This is a genomic window from Kitasatospora sp. NPDC088351, assembly GCF_040685575.1.
GTDB lineage: Bacteria > Actinomycetota > Actinomycetes > Streptomycetales > Streptomycetaceae > Kitasatospora.
Genome location: NZ_JBFBIL010000018.1, coordinates 70,659 through 89,224 on the forward strand (window position 1 = coordinate 70,659; position 18,566 = coordinate 89,224).

The window sequence follows — 18,566 nt, forward strand, 5'->3', positions numbered from 1 at the left end:
ACCCTCCGGTCCCGGCCGGTGGGCGAAGATTCTGCTGATCTGTTGCCGACTGTCCGACCGTCCAAGGAATCTGACACCAGGTTAGCGATCAGCAACGCCAGCGGGATACCCACGGTGACGATCCCCACCCCCCACGCGCCCTGGTAAATGCTCCCATGCGCCCCCACTGCGCCCGTCCCGGGCCGCCCCAACTCGGTTGCCTCACCGGTTCGGGTGACATTGCCGCCGTGCGACACGCCGTCCCCCGGCGGGCCGTAACCAGCCTCACGCACGGTAGTTGATCAGCCCGTGGAAGACATCCCAGACTCCCCCGACCAGGGCCTGAACGCCGGACCGCCCCAACTGCTCACCGAAGCCGTCGGCCACGCCGAGAACCGCCACTGGGAGATCACCCCGGGCACCTGGCTGGTTGACGGGGACGGACCGGCCGACTGCTCGTGCGGTGACCCGCGCTGCGCGCTTCCCGGCGCCCACCCGGTCGACGCGGACTGGGCCCGCAGAGCGAGCGCCGGTCCGGGCGCGGTGCGGCACTGGTGGACCGACCGGCCGAAGGCCTCGATCCTGCTTCCCACCGGCCGGTCCTTCGACGTCCTGGACGTGCCGGAGGTGGCGGGCTGTCTGGCGCTGGCCCGGATGGAGCGGATGAACCTCCAGCTCGGCCCGGTCATCGCCGTGCCGGCCGCGCCCGGGCGGGTGGGCCGGCGGCTGCACTTCCTGGCGCTCCCCGGAGTCGCGGCCAGGCTGCCGGAGCTGCTGCGCAGGCTCGGCTGGCCGCCGGGGCGGCTGGACCTGGTGGCCCGCGGCGAGGGCGACTGGACGGTGGCACCGCCGTCCAGGGTGGGCCCCGCCGGTTTCGCCCAGTGGGCCCGCCCGCCCTCCGCGGCGAACCGCTGGCTGCCGGACGGCGCCGAGCTGATCAGCCCGCTGGCGTACGCGTGCGGGCGCGAGGCCCCCGCGGCCGACGCCCGGCCGGCCCAGCCGACGGCGGTGCGCTGAGGCCGGCCGGCCCACTGATTCACCGTCCCGTGAACGGCCGCCCTACGCCTATCGGGTGAGGGCGTGCGATGCGCGACACCCCGCGCACGGCTGACGGGCCTTGTCTCCCACCGGAGACGGGGACCGTCACACGCCTGTGCGGATAAGGCTTCCGTGTACCCGCTGATCAACGGCGGAAGCCCCTCGTACGAGTGACAGCGCTCAAGGATTGCCATGATCTGCCGAGGGGAGAAATTTCACCGAGAGGGGACGCCGGAAGGGTCGCTCGGACGGGGAAGCCGGGCGAGGCGGTCGGGAGGGACGGAGGGGAACGGGAGGGACTGGGAGGGGACGGAGGGGCCGCGCCACCGGCCGAGCTCGGGGAGGTCCGGTGGCGCGGAAACAGGAGGGGACGGGGAGGGGCTGGGGGCGAGCAGGGCCCGGTGCACGGGGCACCGGGCCCTGCTCATCGGCTCGTCGCCCGGGTCCGTCGACCCGCGCCCACCGGTCCGCCGTCGGCCTCGCCGGCCTCGCCGGCGTCAGACCTGGGCCACGAACACGTGCTGGGCGATCTCCTTGCCCAGCTCCGCCGCGTCCTCGCCGGTGCCCACCAGCACCCCGCCGACCCCGGCCGAGACCCGGACCGTCGAGCCCGGCCGGATGCCGGCCCGGCGCAGCGTGCGCATCAGCTCCTCGTCCGTCTGGATCGGCTCCCCGATCCGGCGGACCACCACGCTGGCGCCGCCGTCCCCCGGCCGCACCGCGTCCAGCGTGACGAGCGCGGCGTCGAAGCCCTCGCCCTCCGCCTTGGTGTCACCCAGCTCGTCCAGGCCCGGGATCGGGTTCCCGTACGGGGACTGGGTGGGGTGGCCGAGCATGGCCAGGACCTTGCGCTCGACCGTCTCGCTCATCACGTGCTCCCAGCGGCAGGCCTCCTCGTGCACCTGCTCCCACTCCAGGCCGATCACGTCGACCAGCAGGCACTCGGCGATGCGGTGCTTGCGCATCACCCGCACCGCGAGCCTGCGGCCCTCCTCGGTGAGTTCGAGGTGACGGTCCCCCGCGACCTGGAGCAGTCCGTCCCGCTCCATCCGGCCGACGGTCTGGCTCACCGTCGGGCCGCTCTGTTCCAGGCGCTCCGCGATCCGGGCGCGCATCGGGGTGATGCCCTCCTCCTCCAGCTCCAGGATGGTGCGAAGGTACATCTCAGTGGTGTCGATCAGCCCAGACATCGCCGCTGGCTCCGTTCCTCGGTGTCCTCACCGCCAATTCTGACGTACCGCACCGACTACCGGGCCCGCACGACGGACACGGGCCCCGGTTTTCGTCGCCGTTCCCGTGGCTGTTGACAGCGGCGCCGGTCAGGCAGCACGGTGCTCGCCGTAGCTTTCTCCACCGGCGGTCCGGATCGTCCGGGCCGCCCCACCCGGCCGGCGCCCCCACCGGCAGAGAGCGAAGGCAACCGATGAACGAGCTGGTCGACCGGTACTTCGATGCCGCGATCGCCCACCTTCAGCGGGTCCGCACCGAGGAGGCCGAGTCCATCGAGGCGGCCGCCACGCTGCTGGCCGAGGCTGTCACCGAGGGGCGCCGGGTCTTCACCTTCGGCTCCGGCCACTCCTCGCTGGCCGCCCAGGACGTGGTCTACCGGGCCGGCGGACTCGTTCCGGTGAACCTGCTCGACGTCCCCGGGATGGCCGGGGTGACGGTGATGCCGGCCCCGCTCTCCAGCGCGCTGGAGCGGGTCTCCGGCCTGGCCACCACCACCCTGGACCTCACGCCCGCCACCGCCGGGGACCTGCTGTTCGTCATCTCGCTCTCCGGCCGCCAGATCATGCCGGTCGAACTGGCCCAGTACGCCCGTGCCCGCGGTCTGAAGGTGATCGGGCTGACCTCGCTGGCGTACCCGGCCGAGGTGGCCTCGGCGCACCCCTCCGGCACCTATCTCAAGGACCACTGCGACGTGGTGCTGGACAACAAGATCGCGGTCGGCGACGGCGAGCTGACCCATCCGGCCGCCGAGACCACCTTCGGCCCGGTCTCCACCATCGTCGCCGGCGCGCTGATGCAGGCCGTGGTCGCCTCGGCGGTCGGCCGGCTGGCCGACGCGGCCGCCGCCGGCACCGGCGCCACCCCGCCGCTGTTCCGCTCCGGCAACGTGCCGGGCGGCATGGAGTGGAACGCCAAGCAGATGGCCGACAACGCGGAGCGGATCTTCTACACGTTCTGATCCGCACGCTCCGGTCCACGTTCTGGTCCGCACGTCCCGGTCCACGTTCTGGTCCGCACGTTCCGATTCGGCGCCGGGGCCGCGCTCGCGGCTCCCGGTGCCGGTCCCCGCCCCGGCACCGCGATATGGGACAACCTCGGAGGCTTCCCGGCCATTGCGGCCCGGCCGGACGCCCCACCAGGCGTACCGGCCCGCCGCCCGGGGCAGGAGAGCGGTGCGACCGGAGCGACGGGTGGGGGCCGAGAATGGCGTCGGATGCGGGTCCGATGGGGTGGGTGCGCGAGCACGAGCTGCTGCCCGAGCTGTTCTGGGCCGCCGACTCGGCCTCGCAGCAGGGGCAGCGGCGGGCCGTGCTGCTCTCCGCCTGGGAGCTGGTCCTGCTGGTCGCCGCCGCCGCGACCGGCTCCGCCGACGGCGACCCCTGGGCCTGGCTGGCCGCCCTCGCCTATCTCGGCGCCATCGTGCTCGCCCTGGTGATCAGCCGACAGAACCCGCAGGGCCTCTGGTACGAGGGCCGGGCCGCCGCCGAGTCGGTGAAGACGCTGGCGTGGAAGTACGCCGTCCGCGCCGACGCCTACCAGCCGCCGCCGCGCAGCCTGCCGGACGCCGAGGGCCTGTACAGCTTCCAGCTCGGCCGGGTGCTGCACGCCTTCCGGGGCAGCCGTGCGGTGGGCGCGGGCACCGGCACGGAGATCACCGACGCGATGCGCGACCTGCGCGGCCGGCCGCTGGCGGTGCGCCGCGAGGTGTACCTCAGGGAGCGGATCCAGGTGCAGCACGACTGGTACCGGGCCAAGGCCCGGTACTGCGCCCGGGCGGGCTTCTGGACCGGGGTGCTGGGCGTGGTGCTGCCGCTGCTCGGCCTGGTGCTGGCGGTGCTGCGGGCGATGGGCGAGTTCGGCTACGACGCCCTCGGCACCGTCTCGGCGGTGGCCGCGTCGGTCACCGCCTGGGCGCAGTTGCGCCAGTACCGGCCGCTGGCCGCCGCCTACCGCCTCGCCGCCGACGAGCTGGAGCTGATCCGGCACCAGCTCGCCCGGCTCGACGTCGGGGCGGCCGGCGCCGAGGAGAGCTGGGCCCGGCTGGCCCGCGACGCCGAGGACGCGGTCTCCCGGGAGCACACCACCTGGCAGGCCCGCCGTGAGGTCCGCGCCACCACCGACCGGGACCACTGAGGAGGCCGCGCGTGTCGTTACGGATGGTCAAGGCCGCGGACAACCGCGTCCTCGCCGTCGAGACCCTGGGCGACCCGCGCGGCCGGCCGGTGTTCCTGCTGCACGGCATGCCGGGCAGCCGGGTCGGCCCGCACCCGCGCAGCACCGTGCTGTACCGGCTGGGCGTCCGGCTGATCTCCTTCGACCGGCCCGGCTACGGCGACTCCACCCGGCTGCCCGGCCGCCGGGTGAGCGCGGCGGCGGCGGACGTCCGGACCATCGCCGACGAGCTCGGGCTGGCCGGGTTCGCGGTGCTCGGCCGCTCCGGCGGCGCCCCGCACGCGCTGGCCTGCGCGGCACTGCTGCCCGAGCGGGTCAGCCGGGTGGCCGTGCTGGTCAGCCTGGCGCCGCGGAACGCGGCCGGCCTGGACTGGTACGCCGGGATGACCCCGTCCAACGTCCGGGCGTACCAGGAGGCCGAGCGCGGCCGCGAGCGGATCGCGGACGCCATGCAGTTCCGGTCCCAGCAGATCAAGGACGACCCGGTCAGTCTCCTGCAGGGCCTGCGGTCCGAACTGCCGTCCACCGACCGGGAGGTGGTCGCCGACACCGGGTTGCGGAGGATGCTGCAGAGCAACTACCGGGAGGCGTTCCGGCACAGCGCCGACGGCTGGATCGACGACGTGCTGGCGTTCACCACCGACTGGGGTTTCAAGGTCGAGGACATCGCCGTGCCCGCCTGGCTCTGGCACGGCGCCGACGACCAGTTCTCCCCGGTCGAGCACTCCCGCTGGCTGGCCGACCACATCCCCGGCGCCGCGCTCTTCCTGGAGCCCGGCGCCGCCCACTTCGGCGCCTTCCGGATGATGACCACCGCGCTCAGCTGGGCGGCCGGGTAGCCGCCGCGGCCGGTCCTACCGGGCCGCCGTCACCGCCGTCACCGGCGTCACCGGGGCGCCGCCGGCCAGCACCGCCAGCACGTTGTCCACCGCGAGGCCGCCCATCGCCTGCCGGGTGCGGACGGTGGCGCTGCCCAGGTGCGGGGCCAGCACCGCCCGCTCCTGGGCGAGCAGCGCCGACGGCACCTCGGGCTCGCGTTCGAAGTTGTCGACGGCGGCCGCGAACAGCGCCCCGGACTCCAGTGCGGCGGCCAGCGCGAGCTCGTCCACCACTCCGGCGGTCATGCTCACCACGACCGCGCCGGGCGGCAGCCGGTCCAGCCGGCGGGCGTCCAGCAGATGCCGGGTGGCGGCGCTGAGCGGGCAGGTGACCACCAGGACGGCGGACCGCGCGAGCAGGTCGTCCAGCGGCAGCCAGGTGGCACCGTCCGCCTCCCCGGGCGGCAGCTCACGGCGGTTGTGGTAGGCGACCGGCATGTCGAAGGCCTGGGCCCGGCGGGCCACCGCCTGCCCGATCCGGCCCATGCCGAGGATGCCGAGCGGGGTGCCGGCCAGCTCCAGGCCGAGCAGGAAGTTCGGCGCCCAGGCCCACGGCCGCCCGGAACGCAGCCACCGCTCGCCCTCGCCGAGCCGCCGGGTGGCCGCCAGCAGCAGGGCCCAGGCCATGTCGGCGGTGGCGGCGGTGAGCACGCCGGGCGTGTTGCTGACCTGCACCCCGCGTTCGGCGCAGGCCGCGAGGTCGATGTTGTGGTGGCCGACCGCGTGGTTGGCGACGATCCGCAGCCCCGGGCCGGCCGCGTCCAGGAACTCGCCGTCCACCACGTCGTCCAGGGTGGTGATGACGGCGGACCGGCCGCGCACGGCCGCCAGCAGGTCACCGCGGGCCATCGGGAGGTCCGTGTCGTGGCAGGTGGCGGCATGGTGCGCGGTGAGCCGTTCGGCCACCCCGGGCGCGAGCCGTCGGGTGACCAGGACCGGGGGCAAAGAGGACAGTTGGGTCATAGGGCCCGCAGCGTACCCTGCCGCGGGCCCCCGGGCGCCTGCGGCAGGGTACGCCGGCCGGCCGGGCCGCCGGTCACACCGGCTGCGGTTCGAGGTCGCGGTTGATCCGCTTCCAGCCCCGGGCCGAGACCGTGTTGGGGTGCTCCTCGCCGAACTGGCGGATCAGCTCGGCGACGGCCTTGGCCCGCAGCTCGGCGGCCTGGGTGTGCCGGCCGGCCGAGCGCAGGGTGACGGCCAGGTTGGCCTGACAGGCCACCGCGTCCGGGTGCCGGGGGGTGTACCGCGCGCAGAGGCCCTCGTAGGCGGTGCGCTCCAGCTCCTCGGCCCGGGTGTACTGGCCGTCGTCGCCGTAGGCGTTGGCCAGGTTGATCATCGCGTTCAGGGTGAACGGGTGCTGCCCCCCGACGGTCCGCAGCAGCGCCTCCACGGTGGCCTGGCCGCGGTCGATCGCCTCCCGGATGTCCCCGCTGCCGCGCAGGTAGATGCCCAGGTTGTTGCCACAGGCCAGGGTGAACGGGTGCTCGTCGCCGAACAGCCGCCGGTGGCCCTCGAACACCGTGACGGCCAGGTCGCGGGCGGCCTCCTTGTCACCGGAGGCGCTGTAGTCGGCGGCCAGGTTGAGCGCGCAGGCCAGGGCGTCGGGCGCGTCGGCGCCGTAGCGCTCCAGGTAGCGCTCGTAGGTCTCCTTGGTGATCCGGCGGGCCTCGGCGAGCTGGCCGGCCTTGCGCAGCGAGACGGCCAGCGACTTGGCGTTGCGCAGGTTCTCCGGCAGGTCGGGTTCCAGCACGTCGCCGAAGTCGTTGGTGACCTCCTGGAGCAGGTCGGCCGAGCCCTTGTAGTCGCCGAGTTCGCGCAGGTCCCGGGCGAGGTTGGACTTGGTGGAGAGGGTGTAGGGGTGGCGCGCGCCGAGCACGGCGGTGCGCCGGTCCAGGGTCTCCCGGTCGAGGTCGCGGGCGGCCTCGCTGTCGCCGACCAACCGGTAGTCGATCGCCAGGTTGTTCGCCATGGAGAGCGTGCGCGGGTGCTCCTCGCCGAACAACTCCCTGAACTGATCGAGGATTTCGCGATCCATGTCGAGCGCGGACTGGAACCGGCCGAGCGCCCGGCGGTCGGCCCCCAGCGATCCCGCGGTCATCAGGGTGTACGGGTGGTGCTCGCCCAGCAGCACCCGCTGGCGCTCCAGGGTGGACTCGTCCAGGGCCAGCGCGTCGGCGTAATTGCCCTGCGATCGCAGCACGTTGGCGAGCTGGAAGCGCAGCAGCAGGGTCTGCCGGTCGTCCGTGCCGAGCTTGCGGGTCCACTCCGCGTCCAGCGCGTGGCCGAGGTCGCGGGCGCGGTCCAGCTCGCCGCGCTTCCACAGGTAGCGGACCCGGTCGATGAGCAGCTGGCGGGTGTCCGCCTCGTCGCAGTTGTGCGCCTTGGACGGCGACAGGTGCGGCCAGATCTCGTCGAACGCGGGCCAGTTGGCCGGGTCGTCGGTGTCGCCGAGGACGGGCCGGGCGCCGGTGAGGATGCGGTGCACCTCGTGGACGGCGGTCTCCTGCTCCTCGTCGCTCATCTCGGACCGGATCACCGCCTGGACCAACCGGTGCACCTGGAAGCTGTTGCTGCCGGCGTCGACCTTGGCGAGCGCGTACCGGCCGATCGCCTGGATCACCTTGCCCAGCATGAACTTGTCGTTGAGGTCCTCGTCGTACTTCACCAGCGCGCGGATCATCTGGTCGCTGTAGAAGAGGTTCATCGAGATCGGCTCCGGCGCGAAGAACGCGCAGAGCTGCAACAGCCGTACCGCCGCGGGCGACTGGGTGCGCAGCCGGGCGATGGAGACGTTCCAGGTGGCACCGACCGGCGTCGGGTAGTCGGCCGGCCGGGCGACGGCCAGCGCGCGGGCGGCCTCGGCGTGCAGCTGGGCGACGTAGGTGCCGACCGGCGTGCCGGTGGTGTCCAGCCAGGCGGCGGCGACCTCGACGGCCAGCGGCAGGTCGCCGACCGCCTCCGCGACCCGGTCGGCGTCGGCCCGGGAGAGCCCGCGGGCGCGCCGGCAGAGGTGCTCGACGCTCTCGCCGCGGGTGAAGACGTCCACCTCCAGCGCCTCGGCGTGGCCGGACCAGGCCTGGTTGCGGGAGGTGACCAGGATGTGGCCGGAGCCGCCGGGGAAGAAGCGGCGGATCTCGGCCGGCTCGTCGGCGTTGTCGAAGATCAGCAGCCAGCGGGAGGTCGGCACCCCGCGGCGCAGGGCCTCCCGGGCCGCCTCGGCGGCCTCGGTGACCGAGTCACCGACCCGCAGGCCCAGCCGACGGGCCAGATCGGCCAGGGCCGGGGCGACCAGCTCGGTCTGCTCGGCGTCGATCCACCAGACCAGGTCGTAGTCGGACATGAAGCGGTGCGCGTACTCCAGCGCCACCTGGGTCTTTCCGACGCCGCCGAGCCCGTACAGGGTCTGCGGGGTGGGCAGCACCGCCGCCATGCCGCCGCGCAGCTGGTTGCGCAGCTGCTCCAGCACCGCGGAGCGGCCGGTGAAGGACGGGTTGCGCGGCGGCACGTCCCAGACCTGCGGCTTGCTGCCGGGGAAGCGCGGCCCGGTGCCGGTGGTGTCGGCGAGCGTGACCTCGGACCGGCCGAGCGCGCGCAGCAGGGTCTGCACGGACTGCACCTCGTCCCGGCCCACCAGGTCGACCGGGTTGCGGTTGCTGAACGGCGCGGTGAGCCGGACGTCGCCGACCCGGACCGGCACCAGCTGGCGGCGGGTGCCGGACGGGTCGGAGCTGACCACGGACTCCCAGAGCGCGCGGGCCTGCGGCGAGCGCTGGTAGGCGGGCGAGAGCACGGCGACCGTCCGGTAGGCGGCGTCGATGCCGCGCTCGGTCTCCTGCCGCGGGTCCGAGCCCGCGCTCAGGTCGCGGGGCAGTACCCGGAACCCGGCCCGGGTCAGGACGGACTCGATCCAGTCCGCCCACATCCGGTCCTCGGGGACGTAGGAGAGGTAGAGGTCGGCCGGCACGGACGGGCGGCGCCGGGTGAAGGCGTCCACATAGCGCAGCCGGACCTCCTCGTCGACGGTCGGCAGCGAGGCGGCCCGGCCCTCGGTGATCACACCGGTCAGCCGCTCGCAGGCGGCGAGCATCGAGGTCGGGGTGCCGCCCTGGTCGCCGAAGGTCGCCAGGATCTCCTCGTAGGCGTAGAACGGCCGGTACGGGATCTCCACCGAGCCCCAGTAGTGCGCGAGTTCATCGCCGCTCAGGCCGGCCGGCAGCCCGTCGAAGCGGATCCGGGCGAGCGCCCGGCCGGCGTCCGCCTTCTCCTTCTCGCCCTCGTCGATGCGCATCGGCACCGGCAGGATGCGGATGCCGCGCTCGCGGTAGCGGTCGTGGATGTGCTGGGCGATCCGGGAGGCGCCGTCGATCGACTGGTCGCTCAGGGTGAAGCAGACCACCAGGTCGTCGGGCATCTGCACGGTGCAGATCTCGGCGATGTCGGAGAGGCCGGTCCGGGAGTCGATCAGCACGTAGTCGTAGCGCTTGCGCATGTCGGCGCGGAGCGCGTCGAAGAACTGCCCGCCGTCGAAGCGGTCGTAGAAGATGTCCCAGTCCAGGTGGGTGACGGCCTCGGAGTAGTCCCGGTTGAACTGGCCGGCGGAGAGGAAGTCCAGGCTGCCGCCGCCGGGGAAGCCGGGCCAGGCGAGCGAGAGGGCGTGCGGGTGCACCCGGGCGAAGTCGAGGTGCCAGCCCTCGGCGTGCTCGACCGGCCGCAGCGCCTCCTCCCGGTACTCGGCGATCAGGTCCATCATCCCGGTGGTGCCGGCCAGCGCCGTCGGGTCGAGGAACGGGTGGAAGAACTTGGCGAGGCCAGGCGCCTCCAGGTCCCAGTCCACGGTGAGCACCCGGAAGCCGTTGGCCGCCAGGATCCAGGCGGTGTTGGCGAGCGCCATGGTGCGCCCGGTGCCGCCCTTGTAGGAGTAGAAGGTGATGATCCGGCCGTTCCGGTCCTGCTCCGCCTCGCGCTGGGCGGCGAGGTCGGCGGCGCTGAGGCCGCCGATGCGGAGGTTCCTGGTGCGGTTGTCGCTCATAGGGTTCCTCCCCCGGGCGGCATCCCGTCGTCCGGGCGGTCGCCTCCGTCACGTGCTGGATGGTCGTGGCCGAATGGTGCGGATCCGGATCCGGGTCCGTCCCGTCCGCGCCCGTACCGGAAAGCGTCCCGCAGACTGGGCCTCGGCGCCGCCGGTTCGTCCGGTTCGTTCCTGGTCCGGCCCTCGAAGGCGTACTTGGCCTTCATCGCGGCCCGGGGCAGCGCGTCGTCGAACTCCTCCAGGCTGGCCAGCCCGGGCGGTCCTCCGGTCGCGCCGAGAAAGCTCGGACGAGCCGAACGATGAGTGAACTTCAGTGCCTGGTCACTGAGTTCGCCAAGCTCACCGTGGCGCTCGACGCAGTCCGGGTCCTCCAGGTTCCACGGCTCCAGGACACTCACCCAGGCCGAGTCGGAGCGGTCGAAGCGGCGGACCAGCTCACGGCGCCGCTCGTCCCGCAGCGCCCAGCGGTCCAGCAGCAGCAGACCGGGCGCGGCCGGGTCGCCGCCCCCGGTGATCGCCTCGGCCTCGTCGTCGAACTCGTGCACGGTCGCCTGGAACCCCAGCTGCCGTGCCAGACGCACCGCGTGGTCGGCCAGTGACCGACCGGCGGCCGGCCGGTACGGGTGCCAGTCGGTGCGCTTGGGCCCGTAGAAGTCGGGGTTCCGGTCGGGCGGCAACTCGCCCTGGTGGTAGGAGAGTACGGAGATCCGCAGCTGCTTGGTGGGCGCGGCCACATTGAACGCGCTGGGCTGCGACTGGAATTCCAGCCGGCGGCCGACCGGAATCACCGTCTCCTCGGCCACCTCGACGATCCGCCGGGCCAGCCGGTGCACGGCCAGCTCGTAAGCGGACCGGAAGTAGCTGAGCTTCATCAGCGCGTACAGGCCCTCGGTGGCGTAGTCCGGGCCGAAACTGGCGTGGTTGAACTGGAGTTCGCTGGCCACCTGCGGAAGCTTGTAACGGCTCATCGGCGCCCAGAGCACCGGTACGATACCGCTCGTCCGCTCCGAGTCGATGTTCGCCGGATAGACCGGCCGCCGGGTGAACGAGTACCACTCCTGCCCGCACGGGACGCTGTTGAAGTACCGCGGCGAGTACAGCGGCACGAACACCCGGCAGGTGGCCAACTCCTCCGAGAGCCGCTCGGCCCACAACTCGCCCTGGTGCATGGACTCGTCCATGAACCCCACCGACACCCCGGCGGGCGCGGTGGTCAACTGCAGCACCGCCTCGCAGAGATCCCGGTACAACTGCCGCACCCAGTGGTTGGGGTCACCGGCCCCCCGGGCACCGGACTTCGGGGTGTGGGCATAGCTGAGGAAGAAGTACGGCCGGGCGGAGTCCTCGTCCCAGCCACGGTCGTTCACACGCGCCTCCCCCTGGCCCGTCGGCAACCTTGATCCCGCAGCCCCCGTGCGCGGGGCTTCAGTGTAGGAACGAACGACACCCCAATGGAATAGCACAACAAGCCGCACCAATTGACATGCCCGAAACGATCGCCCCCACACGGGCCGCCCGGGCGCTGCCCTCCGCCCCAACGGCACTCCGGCGCTGCTCCGGCGCTGTCCCGGCGCGCGGGGAGGCGCCCCCGGTGGCCCGTCACCTGCACCCGTTCGTCGTTCCTGGCGATCCCGAAGGAGTAGCCTCGTACCGGCGGAAGTCCGGCCGGCTCAACAGCCTGGCGCTCGCTCCGCTGGACACTGCCGCCACCTCACCGTCGCCGGCCTCCCGGGACTTGAGGTGATTGATCCGGCACATCCGCTACAAGGTCCGAGGAAGGCAGCCATGGCCCAGCTCAACTGGGAGAAGTCCAGCTTCAGCGGCGACCGAGCCGACTGCATCGAGATCGCGACGGACGGGGACCTCGTCCACATTCGCGAGTCGGACAACCCTTCCACCGTCGTCACCACGACCAAAGCCAAACTCGACGCCTGGATCCGAGGCGCGAAAGCCGGCGAGTTCGACCACTTCACCCCCTGACCCGGGCTTCGTTGGATTCGCGGCCCGTGCCCCGACAACCCGGGGCACGGGCCGCAGTCGTTCAGCCCAGGAGCGCCCCTCACACCTGGCCGCACGCCCACGGCTTCCCTGCGGCCGGGTTCGCCAAAGACGTAGGTCCAGCCACTCCGGAAGTCCGGCTGAAGCGGGCTGCCACACAGGATGTCAGCCCGTGAGGAGCAGGCGCGTCTCGTCGCTCACCTCGGGCAGCTCGCCCCGGTCCGCCCAGGTCGAGTCGTCGTGCTCGGTGAGAACGATCGGCCCGTACTTCCCGACGGCGACCGCGAAGGTGAACTGCCGTGTCAGCAGGCCGTCGCCGGAGGTGTAGTCGAAGGTGCCGACGTAGCCGGTGACCTCGGAGACGGTGAGACCGGTCTCCTCCATGACCTCCCGGCCCAGGGCCGCCTCCAGGTGCTCGCCCGGCTCGACTCCGCCACCGGGCAGCTCCCACAAGCCGCCGAGAAAGTCGTCGGGCTTCCGCCGCAGCAGGAGCACGCGGCCCGCCTCGTCGGTGATCAGCGCGCCGACGACGAACTGCCCGACACCTGCGCCCACCGCTTCGGCCAACAGGCCGGGGACGAAGTCGGGTTCCGTGGCAAAGAGAGAGGTCACAACAACTCCTTGTGGTGGTCGATCACCTTACGGGCCGCGCGTACGTACTGCTCGGCCAGCGGAAGATCCTCCTCACGATGCCAGACAGGCAGCTTGATCGCGTGCCGGTAGGTGTGCTCGGCGACCGGGAAGTCCCCGTCCACGTACCGCCGGTGAGAGTTCGGGTGGTCGGGGAACAACGGGCCGGGTTGCCGGTACAGGGGGAGCTGATTCATCGGGCGCGTCGAGCCGGGCCGGTCGAACTCGGTGGCGCCTTCCGCCACCAGAGCGCGGTGGAACTGCTCGGCACCCAGTCCGCCCAGCTCGGCAGGCCGGCAGGTGAGCGTCAACCCGTACCAGGACGGAATCACCCCGTCGGGCATCGGGATGACATCCAGCCCGGGCATGTCCGCGAACTGCTCGCATCAGCTCCACCCGGAATGTCTCAGGAGGATAGCTGCCGATCAGACAGGTCCTGTCTCAAGGATCACGGCCGGGTGATCGAGCTGGGACACCGAATGCGACCCGGTCGACAACACCTACCAGCGCACTGTCAACCGGAAGCTGACGGTGCAGGAGCCGCAGCACACCCTGGCCCAAACCTCTGCCACTGCCGCTGCCACTGCCACTGCCACTGCCACTGCCACTGCCAGCGGGCGGCGCCGGCGGCTATCGCGTTGCCGGGTTCTTCCCGGTCAAGACCAGGACCAGCACGTCATGTAGCGCGGCACCTGTCCAGGGACGGTTCTCGCCGACCTTCTCGTAGCCCCAGGACCGGTACGCTCGGCCGGCCGCTTCGGCTTCGGGTCGAGTGTTGAGCAGGACGCGCTCTTGCGTGAGGCCGTCCACGAGAGCGTGGTGCACCGCCGTGGCGACACGCTGCCCGCGCCAGGCGGGGCGGACTGCGAGCTCGAACAGACCGAAGGTCCGGTGGCCGTCCTCGCGACTCACCGGATCCGGTACAGGCATGGTCAGGGTGTCCCACCACCCGGTGGAAGCGGGCAGCGGGTAACCATAGGCCATACCGACGGGCTCGCCGCCGTCGGTGCGCGCCAGGACGGCACGATCTGCACGGCCTGGCCTGACCGCCGCACCGCTCAGCGGCCGTCGTCAACCCCCAGCACCACCCCGAAGGGGTCAATGACCTGCGCAATCTGGTGCTGGGGGGACAGTCGCAGCGGGCCGCGGTGATGCGTGCAGCCCGCCTCCAACAACCACGCCAGGGCCTTATCCACGTCGGCGACCCGCCAGTAGACCACGGGGCTGCCACCGCGCGGGTTGCGCTCATCATCCGCCGGGTGGAACCCGATCTCGACGCCGGCGTGCTCCACCCACGCGAAGACCGCCCCGCTCTCGCTCACCTCGCGATGGACCGGCACCCCCAGCAGGCTGCCGTACCAGGCAGCAGCCTCATCGGGCGAGTCGGCGAACGCCATCACGGCTACTACGCTCTCGAACACGGCTTGCCTCCGGATCTCGTCCAAACTGAGCGACACATTTGCGGAACATAGGGCTCAGAAGGGAAACTACCGTTCAACAAGGGCAGCTCAAGCGCGTGTTGACGAAACACCGCCTCGCCGCAGTGAGCCCTCCTTGACCAACTCGGTTTCTCTGTAGACACGGTGGCCACGTGGTGCGCCGATCCCGCCGTGGTTCCGAGGGCCGAGATACAGCAGTTCCTGGATGTGCTGTACGAGAGGACGTCGAACGCAGCCCGGCAGCGCTTCGCGCTCCTGGTCGCGGGGGAGCAGACCGGACTCGGCATGGCCGCGGTCAAGTTCCTCGGCGAGCGCGTTCACCCGAAGGCCGGGCGGCTCATGTCGTACACGGCCTGCGAGGCCGTGAGCGGGACCACCCGGGTGGTGGACGCCGAAGAGCTGGACGCGCCGGCCTGGGTCGCACACGCGGAGATCCCCGGGTGCGTGCCGTACGGACTCTTCGAGCCGGTGCAGGCCTACCTCGATTCCGCGCCGCCCGGCTGACCGACCGGTCAAGGGCCACCGGCCTGGAACCGTCGCCTCTTCGGCAGGCCGAAGAGGCGACGGTGGTGATGGCCGGCCTCGGCTCGGGGCACGGGTGCCGAGCACGAGAACGCATCCCGTTCCACGCGGTGTGCCGCAAAGCAGCACTGCACGAAGCACGGGCCGCTGCCCTCCCCCGTCACTGCGGCGGGGGCTTGAGACAGGGGGTGACGACGAGGAGAGAGATGCGGTCATCACCTGCCGTACTGGAGACGTCGACGAGATAGTCGCTGACGGGATGGCGAGCACTCACCGTCGACTCCGGCGAGCCGTCGGGCATTTCGCGGTAGCCGACGATCTTCAGGCCTTCGTCCTTCAGCCGGTCCCGTACCTTGCGGACGACCTCGTTGTGTCGGGCGTTGGGAACGTTGCTGTGCACCCCGTATGTAAGGGTGAACCGGTCATCGGGCGCCGACTCACCGTTCCTGCCGACACAGGAGGTGAAGCCAGGCCGGACGGGTTCGTCGTTGATCTCGATGCCGGCCACCTGGGCCAGATGCTCGACGAGCTGGCGGGCCCAGGCTTCGCTTTCCTCTTTGGACTTGACCGGCAGCGGGTCGTCCTTTCCACTTCCCGGGGCGGGAGTTGAGGACATACAGGCTCCAAGGGTTACGGCTGTCAGCACAGCAACGACAAGACGGCCGATGCGGGACATGGTGGTGTGTGTGGTTGCCATGGATGGGTCCTTCGGCCGGGCCCGGCCTCAGAGAAGAGGAATCTGGCCCAGCACCGGGGGCTCCTTCGGGGATGTCGACGGCTTCAGTCCGGCGATGATCTTCGCCTGGTTGAGCAGGCTGGTGCTGCGGTCATTCCAGTAGCCACCGTGCCCCTCGGTGTCGATCTCGATGTTGTTTCCACCGAATCCCCAGATATGCGGGCTGGGACCAAGGGTGGCGCCACCGACGAGACGAGTGGGGTCGTCGTCGGCCTCGCCGATCCACACGTGATCGGGGTCGATGTTCAACTGGTCGGCTTGGAGAACGCCCATGCCGGGGCTGCCGAGGGCGACGATGTCGTCGGCATGCAGGCCGCCTCCTTGGGAGGCCGCGACGCCTACGGCGTAACTTCCGTAGCTGTGGGCGAGGTACGTGACATGGCTCTTGGGCTCGCCGTGCGTCACCCTGAGACCTTCGGAGAACTGCCGCATGTCCTTGGCCCCGTCAATCCCTCGCATGGGGTTCGATGCCTCCGGAAGGCTCTCGGGAGTGTCGTAGCCCAAGTAGGAGATCACCGAGACGGCTTCGCCGGCTCTCGTGAGACTCTCCGCCTGCTTCTGTAGCTGCTGAACGCGGTCGATCTGGCCCGGCACGCCATTGAGGTCGGTGTTCGTACCGGGCACGAACACCGCCGTGTGCTGAGCCTTGTCGGGATTACCGGTGGCGACGATCGCGCGCCCGTCGGAGTCATAGGCCTCAGGGTCGACGGCGAGAAGGAACAGCTGGTGCGCCTCGTCGCTGCCGTCCTTCTCGTCGAGCTTCCTCTTGATCGTCTCCAGCGCGTCCCGCCGCTTCTGGTACGTCTCCTGATCGAGGCCGGCATCGGCGGCGCTCCCCGCTTGGAGGGCGTCGAGCTTCTGGTCGAGGACGAGCCGGTTGGCCTTGTCCCGGACCGTCGACGGCAGGCCGTCCATGCCGCCCAGCTCGGCCGGACGGAGCGCGAGGAAGGACTCCTGCTGCTCCGGGGTCAGCCCCTTCCACCAGTCCGCGGACTTCTTCGGGTCCTTGCCGTCCGGCAGATGGTCGCCGGCCAGGCCGAGGTCGCTCATCACGGCCGCGGCGTCGACCCTGGTCTCCGCCATACCGCCGTTTCCCCGTTTCTCGCCCAGGATGTCCCCCGCCAGGCGCCCGAGGGCGGTCCTGCCCTGGTCGCTGGCCTCCTGGGCAGCCTTCACGGCGGCGTTGATCCGGTCCTGGTAGGTGCTCCTGGCCGAGGCGAGAGCACGGCGCGCGTCCTGGGTGTCCTGGTCGTGGCGGTCGTCCCAGGTCTGGGCCGGCAGATCGACGACGCCCTCCACCGACACCGTCAGCCCGGCCTCCTGCGCGCGGTGGACGGCGTTGGTCAGGTTCGTCTGCGCCTGGTACATCCGGTCCGCGACGGTGTTCAGCGTCAGTGCCACCGTCTCGGCCTCGACGCGAACGATGTCCAACTGCTGTTCGGTGCGCTCCATGTACGCGAACGCGGCAGTCGCATCGCCACCCTGCCAGTGCAGCCGCAACGGCCCGTTGACCTGCGCGCGGTGACGGGAGTCCACGCCATCCGCGGCGTGGGCGAGCGCCTTCCAGCTCTTCGCCGCGTCGCGCAGCCCGTGCGGGTCGAAGGTCAGCAGCAGCTCGTAGAGGCCGCTCACTCCACGCCCTCTTTCCAGCCGCCGGCTATCGCCCGCTCGTTCTGCTGGTGCGATTCGGCGTTGGTCTCCAGCTTGCCGGCCGTTGCGGCGAGTCTCTGCCGCAGCTGGCCGAGCGGCGTGGCCCAGCCCTTCCCCAGTTGTTCCAGCGCGCCGGCCACCGACCAGCCGGCCAACTGGCCCGAGGCCGTCGCCGCCGAGGTGAGCGCCGCCCTCACCGGCTCGGCCAGTTCCTCCCCGAGGGCCCGCGCGACCCCTGCCGACTGCCGCAGTTCCGGACCGACCTTGATGTCAGCCAATGCGATCTCCCCCCGGAGACACCATGCAAGCGTGTGCGAACCGCACTCATCGGGGCAGGAACGTTCGCCCGCCACAATGCGCTACGCATCCATACGGATACTCAGATCGTATGACCTGCATGGTCACCCGTGTTCGATTTCGCTCATCTCGGCACGCGCCGGAGTCGCGGGAAGGGCCCTCAAGCCGGCTGCCGGGAGCGCCGCAGCACCTGTACGGCCAGGTCCACCGCCTCCCGCATCGGGACCAGGCGGCAGTCCGCGCCGCCCACGTGCCGTTCGGTGACGCCCCGGGCCTCGCGCAGGACCTCCCTGCCGAGGGCGTCGAAGTGGAGGTCGTCCAAGTCCGGTGCGCTGAAGGAGATCCAGCCGGACGGGCCCAGGCAGCGGTACTCGCGCAGGGGGACGTCGGGCAGGCGCAGGTCCGCCAGGTGGAAGGCGGTGAAGCGGGACATCGGGACGCCGATCATCAGGACCCGGGCGTCGAGGTCGTAGAGGCGGCCGAGGGGGGAGTCCGGGCCCAAGTGGCTCTCGCGGGGGTGCCGTTCGGTGATCTTGCGGGCGAGCGGGCCGAGGGCGGCGAAGGAGGTCTGGGGGTGCGGGCTGCGCAGGGCGCCGGGGTGGGTGCGGATCTGTTCGGAGAGGGCGCCCATCGTCGGGGAGCAGGGGGTGGTGGCCGGGTCGAAGGGGGGCATCCGGGCACGGTAGGCGGCGACCTGCTCCGGGGAGAGGCCGGCCGTGGCGGTGGTGTGGAGACGGGAGGTGGCCGAGTTCTCGGGTGTGGCGGTGTACGCGACCAGGGTGCCGCGCCGCGGGCCGCCGAGGGCGTCGAGCAGCGCCTCGACCACGGTGGCGGCGCCGCCGGCCACCGGGCCGAGGGCGCGCAGGGAGGCCTGGACATGCAGGACCATGCCCGGGCGGACGCCGAGTTCGGTGAAGTGCCCGGCCAGAAGGGTCCGGTCGAGCGCCGGCAGGAGGCTGGGAGCGCGG

18 protein-coding genes are annotated in these 18,566 nt (G+C 71.8%); 6 read left to right on the forward strand and 12 right to left on the reverse strand.

Annotated features, from left to right (window positions below; all coding sequences use genetic code 11):
- Window positions 1-288 precede the first annotated feature (288 nt).
- Complete coding sequence (locus AB0P06_RS15945; protein WP_363607865.1) at window positions 289-996, forward strand: bifunctional DNA primase/polymerase; 708 nt, start codon at window positions 289-291, stop codon at window positions 994-996.
- Window positions 997-1,514: 518 nt separating this feature from the next.
- Here AB0P06_RS15945 and AB0P06_RS15950 read toward each other — a convergent pair.
- Window positions 1,515-2,207 (reverse strand): metal-dependent transcriptional regulator, encoded by a 693-nt coding sequence (locus AB0P06_RS15950; protein ID WP_363607866.1) that lies wholly within the window; start codon window positions 2,205-2,207, stop codon window positions 1,515-1,517.
- Between the two features lie 233 nt (window positions 2,208-2,440).
- Here AB0P06_RS15950 and AB0P06_RS15955 point away from each other — a divergent pair, with 233 nt between their 5' ends.
- From AB0P06_RS15955 to AB0P06_RS15965, 3 genes are all read left to right on the forward strand, one after another.
- Window positions 2,441-3,205, forward strand: coding sequence for an SIS domain-containing protein (locus AB0P06_RS15955; protein ID WP_363607867.1), 765 nt, complete (start codon window positions 2,441-2,443; stop codon window positions 3,203-3,205).
- Window positions 3,206-3,480: 275 nt separating this feature from the next.
- Window positions 3,481-4,380: a DUF4231 domain-containing protein gene (locus tag AB0P06_RS15960; RefSeq protein ID WP_363607868.1), complete on the forward strand. Its 900-nt coding sequence runs from the start codon at window positions 3,481-3,483 to the stop codon at window positions 4,378-4,380.
- Window positions 4,381-4,403: 23 nt separating this feature from the next.
- Complete coding sequence (locus AB0P06_RS15965) at window positions 4,404-5,258, forward strand: alpha/beta fold hydrolase (protein WP_363607908.1); 855 nt, start codon at window positions 4,404-4,406, stop codon at window positions 5,256-5,258.
- A gap of 15 nt (window positions 5,259-5,273) precedes the next feature.
- On the opposite strand, the gene AB0P06_RS15970 is transcribed toward AB0P06_RS15965, so the two are convergent.
- From AB0P06_RS15970 to AB0P06_RS15980, 3 genes are all read right to left on the reverse strand, one after another.
- Entirely contained in the window at window positions 5,274-6,260 is a 987-nt protein-coding gene (locus AB0P06_RS15970) for a D-glycerate dehydrogenase (protein ID WP_363607869.1), read from the reverse strand.
- Between the two features lie 73 nt (window positions 6,261-6,333).
- Entirely contained in the window at window positions 6,334-10,188 is a 3,855-nt protein-coding gene (gene fxsT / locus AB0P06_RS15975) for an FxSxx-COOH system tetratricopeptide repeat protein (protein ID WP_363607909.1), read from the reverse strand.
- A gap of 134 nt (window positions 10,189-10,322) precedes the next feature.
- Window positions 10,323-11,693, reverse strand: coding sequence for a TIR-like protein FxsC (locus tag AB0P06_RS15980; protein WP_363607870.1), 1,371 nt, complete (start codon window positions 11,691-11,693; stop codon window positions 10,323-10,325).
- Window positions 11,694-12,111: 418 nt separating this feature from the next.
- Between AB0P06_RS15980 and AB0P06_RS15985 the strand changes: the two genes are divergently transcribed.
- Window positions 12,112-12,306, forward strand: a complete 195-nt coding sequence (locus AB0P06_RS15985; protein ID WP_363607871.1) for a DUF397 domain-containing protein — start codon at window positions 12,112-12,114, stop codon at window positions 12,304-12,306.
- A gap of 183 nt (window positions 12,307-12,489) precedes the next feature.
- Here the strand turns inward: AB0P06_RS15985 and AB0P06_RS15990 are convergent, their stop codons facing one another.
- The 4 genes from AB0P06_RS15990 to AB0P06_RS16005 form a co-directional block, all read right to left on the reverse strand.
- Entirely contained in the window at window positions 12,490-12,936 is a 447-nt protein-coding gene (locus tag AB0P06_RS15990; protein ID WP_363607872.1) for an NUDIX domain-containing protein, read from the reverse strand.
- Window positions 12,933-13,322: a hypothetical protein gene (locus AB0P06_RS15995; RefSeq protein ID WP_363607873.1), complete on the reverse strand. Its 390-nt coding sequence runs from the start codon at window positions 13,320-13,322 to the stop codon at window positions 12,933-12,935. The genes AB0P06_RS15990 and AB0P06_RS15995 overlap by 4 nt, the downstream gene beginning before the upstream one ends.
- 262 nt (window positions 13,323-13,584) lie before the next feature.
- A complete protein-coding gene (locus tag AB0P06_RS16000; RefSeq protein ID WP_363607910.1) occupies window positions 13,585-14,016 on the reverse strand; it encodes a GNAT family N-acetyltransferase in 432 nt (143 codons plus the stop codon).
- Entirely contained in the window at window positions 14,013-14,375 is a 363-nt protein-coding gene (locus AB0P06_RS16005) for a VOC family protein (RefSeq protein ID WP_363607874.1), read from the reverse strand. Before AB0P06_RS16005 ends, AB0P06_RS16000 begins: the two co-directional genes overlap by 4 nt.
- 225 nt (window positions 14,376-14,600) lie before the next feature.
- Between AB0P06_RS16005 and AB0P06_RS16010 the strand changes: the two genes are divergently transcribed.
- Entirely contained in the window at window positions 14,601-14,897 is a 297-nt protein-coding gene (locus AB0P06_RS16010; protein WP_363607911.1) for an NUDIX hydrolase, read from the forward strand.
- A 178-nt stretch (window positions 14,898-15,075) separates the two neighbouring features.
- Here the strand turns inward: AB0P06_RS16010 and AB0P06_RS16015 are convergent, their stop codons facing one another.
- The 4 genes from AB0P06_RS16015 to AB0P06_RS16030 all read right to left on the reverse strand — a co-directional run bounded on the left by AB0P06_RS16015 (window position 15,076) and on the right by AB0P06_RS16030 (window position 18,487).
- Entirely contained in the window at window positions 15,076-15,612 is a 537-nt protein-coding gene (locus AB0P06_RS16015) for a hypothetical protein (RefSeq protein WP_363607875.1), read from the reverse strand.
- Between the two features lie 27 nt (window positions 15,613-15,639).
- Window positions 15,640-17,283, reverse strand: a complete 1,644-nt coding sequence (locus AB0P06_RS16020; protein WP_363607876.1) for an alpha/beta hydrolase — start codon at window positions 17,281-17,283, stop codon at window positions 15,640-15,642.
- Complete coding sequence (locus tag AB0P06_RS16025) at window positions 17,280-17,579, reverse strand: hypothetical protein (RefSeq protein WP_363607877.1); 300 nt, start codon at window positions 17,577-17,579, stop codon at window positions 17,280-17,282. Before AB0P06_RS16025 ends, AB0P06_RS16020 begins: the two co-directional genes overlap by 4 nt.
- 179 nt (window positions 17,580-17,758) lie before the next feature.
- Window positions 17,759-18,487 (reverse strand): AAC(3) family N-acetyltransferase, encoded by a 729-nt coding sequence (locus AB0P06_RS16030; RefSeq protein ID WP_363607878.1) that lies wholly within the window; start codon window positions 18,485-18,487, stop codon window positions 17,759-17,761.
- Between the last annotated feature and the right edge of the window lie 79 nt (window positions 18,488-18,566).

What these genes read in the sequence shown, in the direction of transcription:
- fxsT (WP_363607909.1), bottom strand. Translation starts at nt 10,188, where the DNA reads ATGGCGCTCGCCAACACCGCCTGGATCCTGGCGGCCAACGGCTTCCGG.
- AB0P06_RS15950 (WP_363607866.1), bottom strand. Translation starts at nt 2,207, where the DNA reads ATGTCTGGGCTGATCGACACCACTGAGATGTACCTTCGCACCATCCTG.
- AB0P06_RS15955 (WP_363607867.1), top strand. Translation starts at nt 2,441, where the DNA reads ATGAACGAGCTGGTCGACCGGTACTTCGATGCCGCGATCGCCCACCTT.
- AB0P06_RS16015 (WP_363607875.1), bottom strand. Translation starts at nt 15,612, where the DNA reads ATGGCAACCACACACACCACCATGTCCCGCATCGGCCGTCTTGTCGTT.
- AB0P06_RS15995 (WP_363607873.1), bottom strand. Translation starts at nt 13,322, where the DNA reads ATGCCCGGGCTGGATGTCATCCCGATGCCCGACGGGGTGATTCCGTCC.
- AB0P06_RS15965 (WP_363607908.1), top strand. Translation starts at nt 4,404, where the DNA reads ATGGTCAAGGCCGCGGACAACCGCGTCCTCGCCGTCGAGACCCTGGGC.
- AB0P06_RS16030 (WP_363607878.1), bottom strand. Translation starts at nt 18,487, where the DNA reads ATGGTCCTGCATGTCCAGGCCTCCCTGCGCGCCCTCGGCCCGGTGGCC.
- AB0P06_RS15970 (WP_363607869.1), bottom strand. Translation starts at nt 6,260, where the DNA reads ATGACCCAACTGTCCTCTTTGCCCCCGGTCCTGGTCACCCGACGGCTC.
- AB0P06_RS15985 (WP_363607871.1), top strand. Translation starts at nt 12,112, where the DNA reads ATGGCCCAGCTCAACTGGGAGAAGTCCAGCTTCAGCGGCGACCGAGCC.